At 62.6% G+C, this 14,424-nt stretch carries 12 protein-coding genes; 7 read left to right on the top strand and 5 right to left on the bottom strand.

Annotation, left to right across the window (positions count from 1 at the left end):
• Nucleotides 1-996, bottom strand: coding sequence for a 1-phosphofructokinase (gene pfkB, locus ABH939_RS06440; RefSeq protein ID WP_030535546.1), 996 nt, complete (start codon nt 994-996; stop codon nt 1-3).
• Nucleotides 993-1,760 (bottom strand): DeoR/GlpR family DNA-binding transcription regulator, encoded by a 768-nt coding sequence (locus ABH939_RS06435; protein WP_003942134.1) that lies wholly within the window; start codon nt 1,758-1,760, stop codon nt 993-995. Before ABH939_RS06435 ends, pfkB begins: the two co-directional genes overlap by 4 nt.
• Before the next feature lie 191 nt (nt 1,761-1,951).
• Here ABH939_RS06435 and ABH939_RS06430 point away from each other — a divergent pair, with 191 nt between their 5' ends.
• The 3 genes from ABH939_RS06430 to ABH939_RS06420 all read left to right on the top strand — a co-directional run bounded on the left by ABH939_RS06430 (nt 1,952) and on the right by ABH939_RS06420 (nt 6,313).
• Nucleotides 1,952-3,625 (top strand): putative PEP-binding protein, encoded by a 1,674-nt coding sequence (locus ABH939_RS06430; protein WP_050655800.1) that lies wholly within the window; start codon nt 1,952-1,954, stop codon nt 3,623-3,625.
• A gap of 75 nt (nt 3,626-3,700) precedes the next feature.
• Entirely contained in the window at nt 3,701-4,981 is a 1,281-nt protein-coding gene (locus tag ABH939_RS06425) for a uracil-xanthine permease family protein (protein WP_020907537.1), read from the top strand.
• A 189-nt stretch (nt 4,982-5,170) separates the two neighbouring features.
• Nucleotides 5,171-6,313 carry an acyl-CoA dehydrogenase family protein gene (locus tag ABH939_RS06420; RefSeq protein WP_007735194.1) on the top strand — a complete coding sequence of 381 codons (1,143 nt, stop codon included), beginning with the start codon at nt 5,171-5,173 and terminating at the stop codon, nt 6,311-6,313.
• A gap of 92 nt (nt 6,314-6,405) precedes the next feature.
• Here ABH939_RS06420 and lexA read toward each other — a convergent pair whose 3' ends face one another.
• A complete protein-coding gene (gene lexA, locus ABH939_RS06415) occupies nt 6,406-7,134 on the bottom strand; it encodes a transcriptional repressor LexA (protein ID WP_007735195.1) in 729 nt (242 codons plus the stop codon).
• Between the two features lie 278 nt (nt 7,135-7,412).
• Between lexA and ABH939_RS06410 the strand changes: the two genes are divergently transcribed.
• Nucleotides 7,413-8,126, top strand: coding sequence for a LysM peptidoglycan-binding domain-containing protein (locus ABH939_RS06410; RefSeq protein ID WP_003942242.1), 714 nt, complete (start codon nt 7,413-7,415; stop codon nt 8,124-8,126).
• 194 nt (nt 8,127-8,320) lie between these two features.
• Nucleotides 8,321-8,818: a transcriptional regulator NrdR gene (nrdR, locus tag ABH939_RS06405; protein WP_030535543.1), complete on the top strand. Its 498-nt coding sequence runs from the start codon at nt 8,321-8,323 to the stop codon at nt 8,816-8,818.
• Between the two features lie 286 nt (nt 8,819-9,104).
• Here the strand turns inward: nrdR and hrpA are convergent, their stop codons facing one another.
• Nucleotides 9,105-13,010: an ATP-dependent RNA helicase HrpA gene (hrpA, locus tag ABH939_RS06400; RefSeq protein WP_214924833.1), complete on the bottom strand. Its 3,906-nt coding sequence runs from the start codon at nt 13,008-13,010 to the stop codon at nt 9,105-9,107.
• A gap of 101 nt (nt 13,011-13,111) precedes the next feature.
• Here hrpA and ABH939_RS06395 point away from each other — a divergent pair, with 101 nt between their 5' ends.
• Entirely contained in the window at nt 13,112-13,741 is a 630-nt protein-coding gene (locus tag ABH939_RS06395; protein ID WP_003942129.1) for a Pr6Pr family membrane protein, read from the top strand.
• On the opposite strand, the gene ABH939_RS06390 is transcribed toward ABH939_RS06395, so the two are convergent.
• A complete protein-coding gene (locus ABH939_RS06390; RefSeq protein ID WP_058226259.1) occupies nt 13,712-14,029 on the bottom strand; it encodes a DUF2322 family protein in 318 nt (105 codons plus the stop codon). The two genes, ABH939_RS06395 and ABH939_RS06390, sit on opposite strands and share 30 nt — an antisense overlap.
• Nucleotides 14,030-14,158: 129 nt before the next feature.
• Between ABH939_RS06390 and ABH939_RS06385 the strand changes: the two genes are divergently transcribed.
• A partial coding sequence (locus ABH939_RS06385; RefSeq protein WP_404649478.1) for an aminotransferase class III-fold pyridoxal phosphate-dependent enzyme occupies nt 14,159-14,424 on the top strand: 266 nt, incomplete at its 3' end.

Here is a 14,424-nt window from a genome sequence, read left to right as displayed (position 1 = left end):
TCAGGCGAGTTCGGTGGGGACGGGGATGGGAGAGGCGGCATCTGCTGCAGATACCGAAACCGCTGCCAGATCGATCTGTTCGGGTGTGGGAAGGGTTGTGCCGGGAAGGGAGGCAGCGGCGCTTCCGTAGGCGACCGCGTGACGTAGCCGCTCGGATTCCGAGCCGCCGCCCGCTTCGGCGAGGATGTAGCCGGCCAGCGACGAATCGCCTGCGCCGACGGTACTGACTGCGACAATCGGGGGAGCGGTGGCGATCCACGCGCCGTCGGCCGTGACGAGGACGGCACCGGCTGCGCCGAGTGTGGCGAGCACACTGCCGACGCCGCGGTCGACCAATCGCTGTGCCGCCGTGATTGCAGGCCCGGGATCACCGTTCTCGGCAGCACGTTCGAGGACGTGGCCGTCGACGCCGGTCAGTTGCGCGAGTTCCTCGCCGTTGGGTTTGAGCAGATCAGGTGCCGAGCCGGGGAAGCATTCGGCGAGTGCCGTCAGTGGGGCGTCCGAGGTGTCGACCGCTACCTTGCACGGGTGATCGCGCAGCGCCGCGACAAGTTCGCCGTACCACCCCAGAGGAACGCCGGGAGGCAGTGAGCCGGACAGCGCGAACCACAGTGCGGTATCGGCGCGGGCGATCAACTCCTGTGCCAGGGCGTCGAGCGTCGAACCGGACAGCGTTGCGCCGGGTTCGTTGATCTTCGTCGTGGTCCCGTCCGGTTCGGCGATGGTGATGTTGGTGCGAGCCGGACCCGTTGTGGCGACGCCGATGTGGGGAATCCCACCGGCTGCGAGCGCCGAGAGCAAGGGATCGCCACCATTTCCCGGTAGCACCGCGAGCACGTCGAGGTCGGCTGCGGCGAGAACACGCGCGACGTTGACCCCCTTGCCGCCGGGGTCGCTGCGAGTGGAGTGGGCACGTAGGACGGAGCCTCGTTCGAGCCGTTGCTCGAGTTGTACGGTCCGATCGATACTCGGGTTGGCTGTCAGTGTGACGATCATGCGATCACCACCTCGATTCCGTGGTCGTGGAACTCGGATGTGTCTGTGGGACTGATCTCTTCGTCGGTGATGAGGACGTCGATGCTGTCGAGTGGTGCGAAGCTGATCAAGTGCTCGCGGCCGACTTTGCTGGAATCGGCCACCACGACAACGTGATTGGCGGCCTTGACCATCGCTCGTTTGACGGCGGCCTCTTCGCTGTCCGGGGTGGAGAGTCCGTGCCCGACGCTGATCGCGTTGGTTCCGACGAAGGCGACGTCGACCCGCAACGTGCTCAGCAGGCGCAGAGCGTCCTCGCCGACCGCGGCTTGCGTCACCCCGCGTACTCGTCCGCCGAGCAGGATCAGGGAAATCGAGTTCATCGATGCCAGTCGTGCGCCGATCGGCACGGAATTGGTCACGGCCGTGAAGTCGTTCTCGGTCGGAAGTTCGGGGATCATGCGGCCCGTGGTCGTGCCCGCGTCGAAGATGACGCTGCCGCCGGTAGGAGGGAGATAGGTGACCGCGCAGCGGGCGATCCGGTCCTTCTGTTGCGCGCGGGTCTGATCGCGTTCCGCCATGCCCGGTTCGGTCACGTGGAGGGATCCGGTCGGAACGGCGCCGCCGTGTACACGCCTGATCTGTCCGATCCGCTCGAGGAAGGCCAGATCGCGACGCACGGTCTCGGTGGTCACACCGAAGGTCTCCGACAGCGCCGCCACGGACATGCGTCCGCGCTGCGACACCATGGTGCCGATCGCTTGTTGGCGTTCTTCCGCGTACACGTGCTCTCCGATTCCGAAATGTGATCCGACGGTGCGTTGTGGATCACAGTGAATGTTGCTTTATGTTGTTTTACGCCCGAGTGTGTTGACATGTCAAGACTTGGGAGTAATCTTCGTCACAACGAAGGTGAGGGCTTTACGCGCTCGAGGTGATCCGGTGTGACACCGGGCCCATCGCTCAAGGAGGACAGATGACCGAACAGCTCAACCGAATCACCGTGCACGGCACCCCCGTCGTGCCCGGAATTGCCTACGGCCCGGCTATCTGGCCGTCCAGCCGACCAGAACTCGTCACCGATGCGCCCGCACTCGACGAGGCCGATCGAGAGGCCGCTGCAGACGCCTTCGTCGCAGCAGCGAAGGCTGTCGAGAACCGCCTTCTCGGACGGGCTGCCGAAGCCACAGGCGCGGCCGCCGAGGTCTTGCAGGCCAACGCGGCGATGGCAGCCGATCGCGGCTGGATCGGGGCGGCAAAGAAGTCGATCGCCGGCGGAGTGCCCCCGGTGCAGGCTGCGATCGCGGCGACGGAGCAGTTCGTGGTGCTGTTCACCAAGGTCGGCGGTGTGATGGCCGAGCGCGTCACCGATCTCGAGGACATCCGCGACCGCGTGATCGCCGAACTCTCCGGATTGCCCGAACCTGGAGTTCCGATGCCCGAGACGCCGTCGGTGCTGTGCGCGGACGATCTGGCTCCTGCGGACACCGCGGGCCTCGATGCAACCAAGATCATCGGACTCGTGACCATCTTCGGCGGCCCGACCAGCCACACGGCAATCATCGCGAGGCAGTTGGGCATCCCGTGCATCGTGGCCGCGAAGGAATTGGAATCCATCGCGGCCGGAACACCGATTCTGATCGACGGAACCACCGGCGACGTGATCGCGGAGCCGGATCCCGAACAGGCGCGCGAACTGGTCGAACAATCCCGGATCGATCGCGAACGCGTCAGCACGTGGACCGGACCAGGCCGGACGTCGGACGGTCGGCCGGTAGACGTTCTCGCCAATGTTCAAGACGGCGCGGGCGCTCGCGCCGCGGCGTTGACCGCAGCGGGAGGCATCGGGCTCTTCCGGACCGAACTCTGCTTCCTCGGCCGTGAGACCGAACCGACCGTAGACGAGCAGGCGGCGATCTACGCCGAAGTTCTCGAGGCCTTCGCAGGAAAGAAGGTCATCATTCGCACGTTGGACGCGGGTTCGGACAAGCCGCTCAAATTCGCCAACCATCAAGAGGAAGCGAATCCGGCACTCGGCGTTCGTGGGGTCCGAATCGCCTGGCAGGACATGGGAATTCTCGACCGCCAGCTCGACGCGATCGCGGCAGCCGCGGCGTCGACCAACTCGTCCCCGTGGGTCATGGCACCGATGATCGCCACCCCGGCCGAGGCGAAACGTTTTGCCGATGCGGTGCGGGCACGCGATCTCGTTCCCGGAGTCATGGTGGAGATCCCGGCGGCGGCGCTGTTGGCCGACCAGATTCTCGAACACGTCGAATTCCTCTCGATCGGTACCAATGACCTCGCTCAGTACACGATGGCCGCTGATCGGATGTCCTCCGAACTCGCCGACCTGACCGATCCATGGCAGCCCGCGGTGCTCGCCCTTGTCGCACGTACGGCCCAGGCCGGTCAGGCGGCAGGCAAGCGCGTCGGCGTCTGCGGTGAGGCGGCCGCCGATCCACTGTTGGCGTGTGTTCTGGCCGGACTCGGAGTTTCCTCGCTGTCGTGCGCTGCGGCGTCGGTCGCGGGTGTGGGAGCGAAGGTCGGGTCAGTCACCATGGCGCAATGTGAGGCGGCTGCGGCGGCGGTGCTGGCAACCGGTGATCCGGTGGCAGCGCGCAAAGCGGCGGCCGACGCAATCAGCTGAACTGGTTTCGTTGGTCTCGGTCGGAGACCGAGCGCCTGACCTCTAGTATTTCGACCTGTGATCGAACGAGAAACAATGACCGGGGCCGGCGGAATCGGCTGGACTGTCCACGGAGACGGCAAGCGGATCGCCGACGGAGCCGTCGTGGCGCCGGACGAACGACTGAGTTGGCCGCGCACCATCGGAATCGGGATGCAACACGTCATCGCGATGTTCGGAGCGACACTGCTCGTTCCGACCATCACCGGCTTCCCCGTCACGACGACGCTGTTGTTCTCGGGTATCGGCACCGCGCTGTTCCTGCTCATCACCCGGGGCCGGATCCCGAGCTATCTCGGTTCGTCCTTCGCGTTCATCGCCCCGCTGACAGCGTCGGCAGGATCGGGCCCGGCCGCGCAGCTCGGTGCCGTCATGGCCGTCGGCATCGTGTTGATGTTGATCGGCGTCGCCGTACGTCTGATCGGCAGCCGGGTCATCGACGCCGTCATGCCGCCGGTAGTGACAGGCGCCGTCGTCGCGCTGATCGGTCTCAACCTCGCTCCGACGGCGGTCGGTTCCTTCGAATCGCAGCCGCTGATCGCCACGGTCACGCTCGTTTCGATCCTGCTGGTCACGGTCGTCGGTCCCGGGCTGCTCGGCCGGTTGGGCATTCTGGTCGGCGTCGTGATCGGCTGGGTCTTCGCCGCGGTCATCGGTGGTCTCGACAGTGAACGAGTGTCCGCTCTGCGCGAAGCCGACTGGTTCGGGCTGCCGAGTCTGCACGGACCGTCGTTCGACTGGTCGGTGATCGTGCTCGCGCTGCCCGTGGTGATCGTTCTGGTCGCCGAGAACGTCGGACATGTCAAGGCGGTGTCCGCCATGACGGGTAAGTCCCTCGATGACCTGGCCGGCAATGCGCTGTTTGCAGACGGTCTCGCCACGACCTTGGCGGGCGCCGGCGGCGGATCCGGAACCACCACGTATGCCGAGAACATCGGGGTCATGGCAGCGACGCGTGTGTACTCGACCGCGGCGTACTGGGTAGCGGCCGCCACCGCCGTGATCCTGGCATTTTCGCCCAAATTCGGTGCACTGGTCTTCACGGTTCCGAACGGCGTCATCGGCGGTGCGACGATGGTTCTCTATGGACTCATCGGCATTCTCGGTGTGCGCATCTGGATGGAAGCGAAGGTGGACTTCACCGATCCGGTCAACCTGACCGTCGCCGCTGCCGCACTGGTTGCCGGCATCGGGAACCTGACGCTGACCATTGGTTCGGTCGAGCTGGGCGGCATCGCTTGGGGGTCGATCGGCATCCTGGTCGCCTACCCGATCATGCGATACCTCGCCAAATTCCGTACTTCGAGTAACAGATAACCGCTACAGTCACGAATCGTGATCGTTCGGGTCATCGACGGGTATCGCAACAGGTTCTACCGTCGGAGGCAGTGACGTGGGCCCGCGAACTTCGGCGTGCCCAGTCTCAGCGAAAACATCCCGACCGGGTACATCATCCCCACCGGGTACATCACTGAAGTGCCGTATATCGAATTGCAAGGAGTCGGCGTGGAGCGCACCCTGTTCGAACCGGAACATGAACTCTTCCGGGAGTCTTACCAGAAGTTCTTGGCACAGCACGTGGCACCGAACCACGAGAAGTGGGAAGAGCAGAACATCGTCGATCGTGACGTCTGGGTCGAGGCCGGAAAGCAGGGATTCCTGGGAACCGCGGTACCTGAGGAATTCGGCGGCGGCGGTGTCAAGGATTTCCGCTACAACGCGATCATCACCGAGGAAACCACCAAGGGTGGCTTCAGTGGTATCGGCTTCACGCTGCACAACGACGTGGTGGCGCCGTACCTCCTGGAGTTGACCAACGAGGAGCAGAAGCAGCGTTGGCTACCCGGATTCGCGTCGGGTGAGCTGATCTCGGCGATCGCGATGACCGAACCGGGTACCGGTAGCGACCTGCAGGGCATCAAGACGAAAGCAGTTCGCGACGGGGACCACTGGGTACTCAACGGTTCGAAGACCTTCATCACCAACGGAATCAACGCCGACATCATCATCGTTGTCGCGTGCACCGACCCGGACAAGGGTGCTCAGGGCTTCAGCCTCCTCGTGGTCGAGCGGGACATGCCCGGCTTCGAGCGTGGACGCAATCTCGACAAGATCGGCATGAAGGCTCAGGACACCGCCGAACTCAGCTTCACCGACGTACGCGTTCCCGCTGCCAACCTGCTGGGCGAAGAGGGAATGGGCTTCTTCTACTTGATGAAGAACCTTCCCCAGGAACGACTCTCGATCGCCGTCGTTGCTGCCGCCGCAATGGAATCGGTTCTCGAGAGCACGATCCAGTACTGCCGTGACCGCAAGGCATTCGGCAAGTCGATCGGCAGCTTCCAGAACACCCGATTCGTACTGGCCGAATTGGCAACGGAGACCACGGCAGTGCGCATCCTGGTGGACAAGTTCATCGAGCAGCTCAATGCCGAGAAGCTGACCGTGCAGGAAGCTGCGATGGCGAAGTGGTGGACCACCGAAGCTCAGGTCAAGCTCATCGACCGCTGCCTCCAGCTGCACGGAGGCTACGGCTACATGAAGGAATACCCGGTTGCCAAGGCGTATATGGACTCTCGTGTGCAGACCATCTACGGTGGCACAACCGAGATCATGAAGGAGATCATCGGACGTTCGCTGAATCTCTGATTCGGGTGATGGACCGCTGATCGTCACGAAAAGACTCTGGGCCCCGGCTGATGCCGGGGCCCAGAGTTTTGTGATCGAGGGTGCGAGCGAACTCAGATCTTCCGCATGACCGTGACAACCTTGCCCAAGATGACGGCGTTGTTGCCGGGAATCGGCTCGAAGAGGTCGTTGTGCGGCATCAGCCACACCTCCTTCTTCGTACGCTTGAACGTCTTCACGGTGGCTTCGCCGTCGATCATTGCGGCCACGATGTCACCGTTCTCGGCGACGTTCTGCTGACGGACGACAACCCAGTCGCCATCGCAGATCGCCGCATCGATCATCGACTCACCGACAACCTTGAGCATGAAGAGCGAACCTTGGCCGACGAGCTCGCGGGGGAGTGGAAACACATCCTCCACAGCTTCCTCGGCGAGGATCGGTCCGCCGGCAGCGATGCGGCCCAGGATGGGGACGAACGCCGGCTCTGGCAGCGGGTCGGCACTGTTGTACTCGCCGGAATGCTTCGACACCGACGCGATGGCGGTATCGGCCGCAACCTCGTCGAGACCCCGAACATCGACTGCACGAGGGCGATTGGGATCGCGTCGAAGGAAGCCCTTGCGCTCCAACGTTCGCAGTTGATGCGCGACCGACGACGTGGAGGTAAGCCCCACCGCATCCCCGATTTCGCGAATGCTCGGCGGATACCCGCGCTCCGTCACCGAATCTCGGATCACTTCGAGAACGCGCCGCTGACGCTCGGTGAGCGTCTCGCTCGACGGAGACGGAACTGCAGAAGCTCCTGCCTCCGCGGCTGTGCTGGAGCGATCGTCCTTCATGGCCTGTTGCCTCCGTGTCTGAAGAAGTCGTGTCTGAAAAAGTCGTGTCTGAAAACTGCCTGCAAAAGTGCCTGCAAAGTGCCTGGTGCAAGTCGCGCAGAAACCTGTCGGTGCCTCCTGCCAACATTCGAGCTGTCGACAAACACGGAGGCTTTCGCAATTCCCGCTGTGTGGTCTGACACGAATCTAGCCGGATTTGCTCGCGGTTTCAAACATCTGTTCGATTCGTGTCGCTCCAAGTAGAGACATTGTCGGCCAGGCGTGGTAGAAATTCGAACATGCGTTCCATCGAACGCATGATCGAACACATCGATCGGTGTCGACCAGCGGAGGTCACGATGGGTAACGCAGCACTGAAAAGCAACAGGGTTTTCGACGACGCGATTGGTTTCGACGCGTTTGGTTTCGACGGTACGTCGGCACTGAAGTACCACCCCTCGTTCTATGGGCCCGATGCAGACGCTGTGTCCTTCGAACGGCGCGGAGCGGCCGAAATGCATGGCGTGGCCAGGGATGTCGACAACGAACCGCAGGCGGCCGTCGTTCGCCGGGTTCCGGCGGTGGGCGCGGTTTCAGGTTCGCGTTCATTGCGCGAATCTCCTCGCCGGTGGGACAGCGAGCACGATTCGTCACGCCCGTACGGAGGAAGTTTCGCGCACCGAAACAGGGTCGGTGTGTCACGGGTCGAACATGAAGTGGCCGCCGAGGATGTCGGTTGGAAGACGGTTTTCCTGGGCGCCGTATTCACCGCATTCGCAGTGTTGGCGTTGGTGGGGATCGGCGCTTTGTCGAGTGGTGACGTAGCTGCGACAAACGGCGCGACCGAAGTGGTTCGCGTTGCCGCGGGTGAATCCCTCAGTGATATTGCTGCCAAGGTTGCACCTGGCCAGGCTGTCGGTTCGGTGATCGAGCAGATCATGGATCTCAATGCGATGTCGAGTTCCGGACTGTCAGTGGGACAAACGCTGATCGTGCCGGCCTCGGGGCGCTGACCTACCCCGTACCAGGCGGGGGCGTACCGAGCGTGAGAGCAGTCCGTTCACAGCGAGTAAGCTGTCCACTTGACAGTCCCACCACCTCGGGTGGTCGCGTTGAGTACGTGGATCTGCTCTGTAAATCGTCGGAGGATTTGCAGTCGGTAGCGAATCTGAGTTGCGGCCATTTCGGCGACAACGAAGGAACCCCGATGCATTGCCCGTTCTGCCGGCACCCTGATTCCCGAGTGGTCGATTCGCGCGAGGCCGACGAGGGCCAGGCGATCAGGCGGCGCCGTTCGTGCCCCGAGTGTGGCCGCCGATTCACCACGGTCGAGACGGCAGTTCTCTCGGTCGTGAAGCGCAGCGGCGTCACGGAGCCTTTCAGCCGAGAAAAGGTTGTCAAAGGTGTGCGTCGCGCATGCCAGGGCCGCCAAGTGGACAACGATTCGCTGAATTTGCTCGCCCAACAGGTCGAAGATGCCGTTCGAGCTTCGGGTTCTGCCGAAATTCCCAGTAACGAGGTAGGGCTCGCGATCCTCGATCCGCTTCGAAATCTCGACGAAGTCGCCTACCTGCGATTCGCATCGGTGTACAAGTCCTTCAGCTCGGCTGCGGATTTCGAACGTGAGATCACCGACATGCGCGAGCATGCAGAGACCCGTGCCGCCGAGAAGGCTCCCGGCGCCGAGACCGTTTCCGTCGACTGAGGCCTTCGCCTCAGATAACGCTGAGAGCACAGAGCGGTCTTAGGTAACGCTGAGAACACAAAGCGAACAATCGAACAAATCGGGCACGTTATTCGCTTAGTGTCTACCAGGTACGTTCGTCCGCATCTCGGATCTTCACGGAGGCGTTATGAACTTAGTTGCAGTTCTCGGAGTCGTGAACAGCCTGGTAACCCTCGGGTTCGCCAACACTGTTGCCACCTTTGGCGGTTTCCTCACCAACGTCAACATTCAGACAATCTACTGATCGCGCAATTCTCGCCGAACATCAACGCTTGATCGCTTCGATAGCTTTCAGGACTCGCTTTTCGGAAATCGGTGTGGGTGTACCGAGGGACTGCGCAAACAGGCTCACGCGCAGTTCCTCGATCATCCAACTGATCGCGTCGACATCTCGAGCAGTGCGACGCTCTTCGGGAAGCGAACTCAACAACCGGTCGTACGCTGCGTACACCCGGTCGAGGACATCCATAGCCTGCTGATCTCGTTGTGCACTTGCGGGCAGAGCTTCGAGACGGAATTTTGCTGCGGCAAGATACCGCGGTAAATCGCGTAGGCGGGCCGATCCCAGTTCGGCGACAAATCCCGGAAACAGCAGTGAGGTCAACTGTTCTCGGACGTCGTCGGCTGCCTCGCCGCGCGAGCGGTCCAGCACGACGCTCAGTCGGTGTGCTTGTTCGAGGATCGGAACAATCATGCGCAGGATCGCGGAAACGCGTCCGGCCAGTTCGGAGCGTGCGATCTTCACCAGGGCATCGAACGCTTCAGGCGTGCGTACCGGTCCACCGTGGGCCGCAATCACTTCGTTGGCAGCTGCCACCCGGCAATCTTCGACGAGGGCCTCCAAGCCGCCGTCCGGATTCTGGCCGAGAGCCAGACGCTGAGTGTTCGACAAGCCGGCGGTCACTGCCTTGAGTTGGGTGGGAACGGCCGCGAGGAGAAGCGCCCGCGTACCTTCCCTCATCGCCTGCGCCTGCGCGGCCGGCGTACTCAGGACACGAACGGCAACTCCGCCGTTCTCCGGCACCAGAGCTGGGTAGCCGGTCACCTGCTGTCCGCCGATGGAGCGAGTGATGGTCTGTTCCAATGCGCCCAGCGTTTCGGATGTCCAGACGGTTGCCGCTGCCCGTTCGGTTCCGGTTGCCGCCTTGGCCACTTCCTTCTGCACGCGCGGGGCGAGCGTGCGTCGTAGCTGCGCCAGATCCTTACCCTTCGCGAGAACCTTGCCCGATTCGTCCTCGACGACAAATGTCATCCGAAGATGGTCGGGCAGCGCGGCGGGATCGAAGTCCTTGGCGTCGATCTGGATCCCGCCCAAGTGCGAGAGTTCGCGGGCCATTGCGGTCATCAACGGCTCGGATCGAGGTTTGACTGCTGCCAATGCTGCGGCGGCATAATCCGGAGCCGGAACGACAGCGCGTCGAATGTTCTTGGGCAACGTCTTGATCAGAGCGGTAACGAGATCGACGCGCATACCGGGGACCAACCAGTCGAAGCCGACCGGCTGAAGTTGCGCGAGCAGGCCGACCGGGATGTGCGCGCTGACGCCGTCGTCGTCTTTTCCCGGCTCGAATTGGTAAGTGAGTGGAAACTGCATGTCGCCTTGGCGCCAGGCGTCCGGGTACTCGCCGCCCAGTACTGCAGCTGCGTCGGAGTTGACCACCGTTTCCGGTGTGAAAGTCAGCAGACTCGGATTCTTGCGCCGCTCGGTCTTCCACCACTGGTCGAAATGCTTGGCGGATACGGCTTCCTGGCCGATACGTTCGTCGTAGAACTCGTAGAGAGTTTCGTCGTCGACGAGGATGTCGCGTCGGCGCGCGCGGTTCTCGAGTTCTTCGACGTTGTCGAGGAGTGCACGGTTTTCGTGGAAGAACTTGTGGTTCGTCTGCCATTCGCCCTGCACGAGCGCATGGCGGATGAAGAGATCGCGAGAGGCCTCGGGATCGATTCGTGAGTACGTCACTGCGCGGCCGGTTACCAGAGGAACTCCGTAGAGAGTGACCCGCTCGTATGCCATCGCCGAGCCGCGCTTGGAGGACCAGTGCGGTTCGGAATAGGTCCGTTTCACCAGGTGCGGGGCGAGCTTTTCAGCCCACTCGGGTTCGATACGCGCGGACATGCGCGCCCACAGCCTCGACGTTTCCACGAGTTCGGCGGCCATGACCCAGCGTGGTGGCTTCTTGAACAGTCCCGATCCGGGGAAGATCGCGAAGTGGCTGCCCCTGGCGCCGAGGTAGTCCCGCTTCTCGCCCTCGCGTAGCCCGATATGCGAGAGCAACCCGGCAAGGAGCGACTGATGGATCGCGTTCTCGCTTGCCGGTGTCTCTCCCACTGTCCAGCCGAGACCGCGGGTGATCTGCCGGAGTTGCCCGTGCAGGTCCTGCCATTCGCGGATGCGGAGCCAGTGCAGGAACTCGTTCCGGCACATCTTGCGAAACTGGTTGGAGGACAGATCGTTACGTTGTTCGCGTAAGTAGTCCCACAGTTTCAGGTAGGCCAGGAAGTCGGAGTTCTCGACGTTGAAGCGGGCGTGCTTTTCGTCGGCGGCTTGCTGGAACTCGGCGGGCCGCTCGCGAACGTCCTGGATGGACAACGCCGCGACGATGACAAGGGTTTCGTGAAGGCAACCGTTGTTCTTGGCTTCCACCAGCATCCGTGCCATCCGCGGATCCACCGGAATCTGGGCCAGCTCGCGGCCGACCGGCGTCAGTTCGGGGTGGCTGGCCTCGGAACCTCGCGCGATGGCGCCGAGTTCTTCGAGGAGTCCGATTCCGTCCTTCACGGCGCGCTGGTCCGGCGGTTCGACGAAGGGGAATGCCGCGATGTCGCCCAGGCCGAGGGCCGTCATCTGCAAGATCACGGATGCGAGGTTGGTTCGCAGGATCTCCGGTTCGGTGAATGCCGGCCGTGACTCGAAGTCCTCCTCGGAATACAGGCGGATGCAGATTCCTTCGGCGACGCGGCCGCAACGCCCGGAACGCTGACGAGCTGACGCCTGCGAAATGGGCTCGATCGGCAACCGCTGAACCTTGGTGCGCACCGAATATCGCGAAATGCGCGCGGTTCCCGGATCGACGACGTACCGAATGCCGGGAACGGTCAGCGAGGTCTCGGCCACGTTGGTGGCAAGGACGACGCGTCGGCCGGTGTGCGGCGAGAACACTTTGTGTTGCTCGGCGGCAGACAGCCGCGCGTACAGCGGGACGATTTCGGTGTTGCGAAGACGCCGATCGCGTAAAGCATCTGCGGTGTCGCGAATTTCGCGTTCGCCAGAGAGGAAGACCAAGATGTCGCCTTCGCCCTCCGCGCTCAGCTCGTCGACCGCCTCGCAGACCGCGTCGACGGGATCGCGGTCGAATGTGATGTCGCCGGATTCGACGGTCAGTGGCCGGTAACGCATTTCGACAGGGAATGTTCGCCCGGAAACCTCGACGATCGGCGCGGGCTTACCGTCGACAGCGAAGTGCTTGGCGAAGCGCTCGGGATCGATGGTCGCCGACGTGATGATGACCTTGAGATCGGGTCGGCGGGGGAGCAGCTGAGCCAGGTAACCGAGGATGAAGTCGATGTTGAGGCTGCGTTCGTGCGCTTCGTCGATGATCAGCGTGTCGTAGCGTCGGAGCATACGGTCGCGCTGAATTTCGGCGAGGAGAATGCCGTCGGTCATGAGCTTGACGTAGGTGCGGTCCGAGACCTGGTCGGTGAACCGCACGGTGTATCCGACGGCGTCGCCGAGTTCGGTGTCGAGTTCTTCGGCGATACGTTCGGCAACGGTGCGTGCTGCCAACCGGCGCGGCTGTGTGTGTCCGATCAGACCGCGGACGCCACGTCCGAGTTCGAGACAGATCTTCGGGATCTGGGTTGTCTTACCCGAGCCGGTCTCGCCGGCGACGATGACAACCTGATTTTCCGAGATCGCGGTCGCGATGTCGTCCTTGCGCTGACTGACGGGCAGAGCTTCCGGATACGAGACTGCGGGAACATTGGCGGATCGTGCCGCCAACCGTGTGCGCGCCGTTTCGATATCCTCGGCCAGCGCCACCAAAGCGTCTGGTGTGCGGGCACGGTCGAGTTTGCGACGGAGTCGACTCTCGTCGCGGAGTGAGACCTGCGCCAGCGCGCTCTTCAGGTCACTCCGCTTGGGGGAGAGCGGGGCCGGTGGTGTTGTAGACATGCTGATGACAGCCTATCGAACGCGTTCACAACTACCGCTCGCAGATCGTTTTGATGTGCAAATATCGACCAGTGACGACAAATACCGCAAATGAGTCATCGGTGCCTGTCTTGTCGACGCCGATCGCCGTGCGAGCCCTGAGACTGTTGTTTGCTGTGTTCGGACTTGCCGCTTTGCTGTGGATCCCGATCCGTGACGCGGCTGAGCTGTCTCTGTCGAACTATCTGAGCTACTTCACCATCGAGAGCAACATTCTTGCGGTGATCGTGTTGCTGGTCGGTGCAATTCGAGATCCACAATCGCAGGCGTGGCAGTCGATCCGAGGGGCGGTGACGCTGTACATGGTGATCACCGGGATCATCTACGCCGTGCTCCTGGCCGATATCGACGTCAATTTGAACGATGCCTGGATCAACTCGGCACTGCATCGGATTCTTCCCCTGGTCATGCTTCTCGACTGGGTGTTCTTCGCTTCGAGGCACAGGATCTCCGAAGCCCGCTCACTGCAGTGGCTGCTGTTTCCGGTGATCTACGCGGTGTACACGTTGATTCGAGGGCCGATCGTCGACTGGTATCCGTATCCGTTCATGGATCCTCGCCACCAGGGCTATCTGGCCCTGTTCATCGGATTCGTCGTACTGGGCATCGCGATGGCCCTGATGGCGTTGGCGGTCAATGCCGTCGGACGGCTGGGAGCCGGGTTACGCGGACGGAACGCTGCGAAGTCCTAGGGGATTGCCGGAGGCGAGCACCTGCTCGAGGCGGTCCACGTTCGGGTGCTTACCGGGGTTCGCCCGGGCGTCCTCGGTGTGCTCGGCGAAGATCGTCAATCCTGCCGAGGCGGCTTCGGGTGTCAGCGCGCCGTAGACCTGAGCGAGATGGTTGTACACCTTGACCGAGCCGGACTTTCCGGGCTTGTTCTCCACGGTGTCGACGACGGTTCCGTCGGCGTCGAGTACCTCGATGGCGGCCAGATGATCGATGGCGGGCAGTGCTGCAAGATTGTCGGCAAAAGTCATGGTCGACAGATTACGGGTGCGCCCGTGAAAGCCGGTGCCGGGCGAGCGCCGTCGTGCGCGGATTCCTGGTGTCGATATAGTCGCAGCACATCGTTTGCACACCAGCATCGTTTGTATTCGAAGGGGACAATGATGGCTTCGGCATTGTGGCACGGGTTCGCGGACATGGGCGCTGTGGAGAAGAACGGCGCGTTTGTCGTCTCACGCGGTGAGGGCGCGTACATCTGGGACCGCGAGGGCACTCGGTATCTGGATGCGACGGCGGGCCTGTGGTTCACCAATGTCGGGCACGGGCGCACCGAGATCGCGGATGCGGTAGCGGCTCAGTTGTCGAAGATCGCTCATTTCTCCAACTTCGGTGATTTTGTTCCCGAGACCACGCAGGTGTTGGCCGA

This window comes from Rhodococcus sp. 27YEA6 (assembly GCF_044908235.1).
Lineage (GTDB): Bacteria > Actinomycetota > Actinomycetes > Mycobacteriales > Mycobacteriaceae > Rhodococcus_F > Rhodococcus_F qingshengii.
The sequence above is the reverse complement of the archived record's forward strand: the minus strand, read 5'-3'. Positions and strand labels throughout refer to the sequence as shown.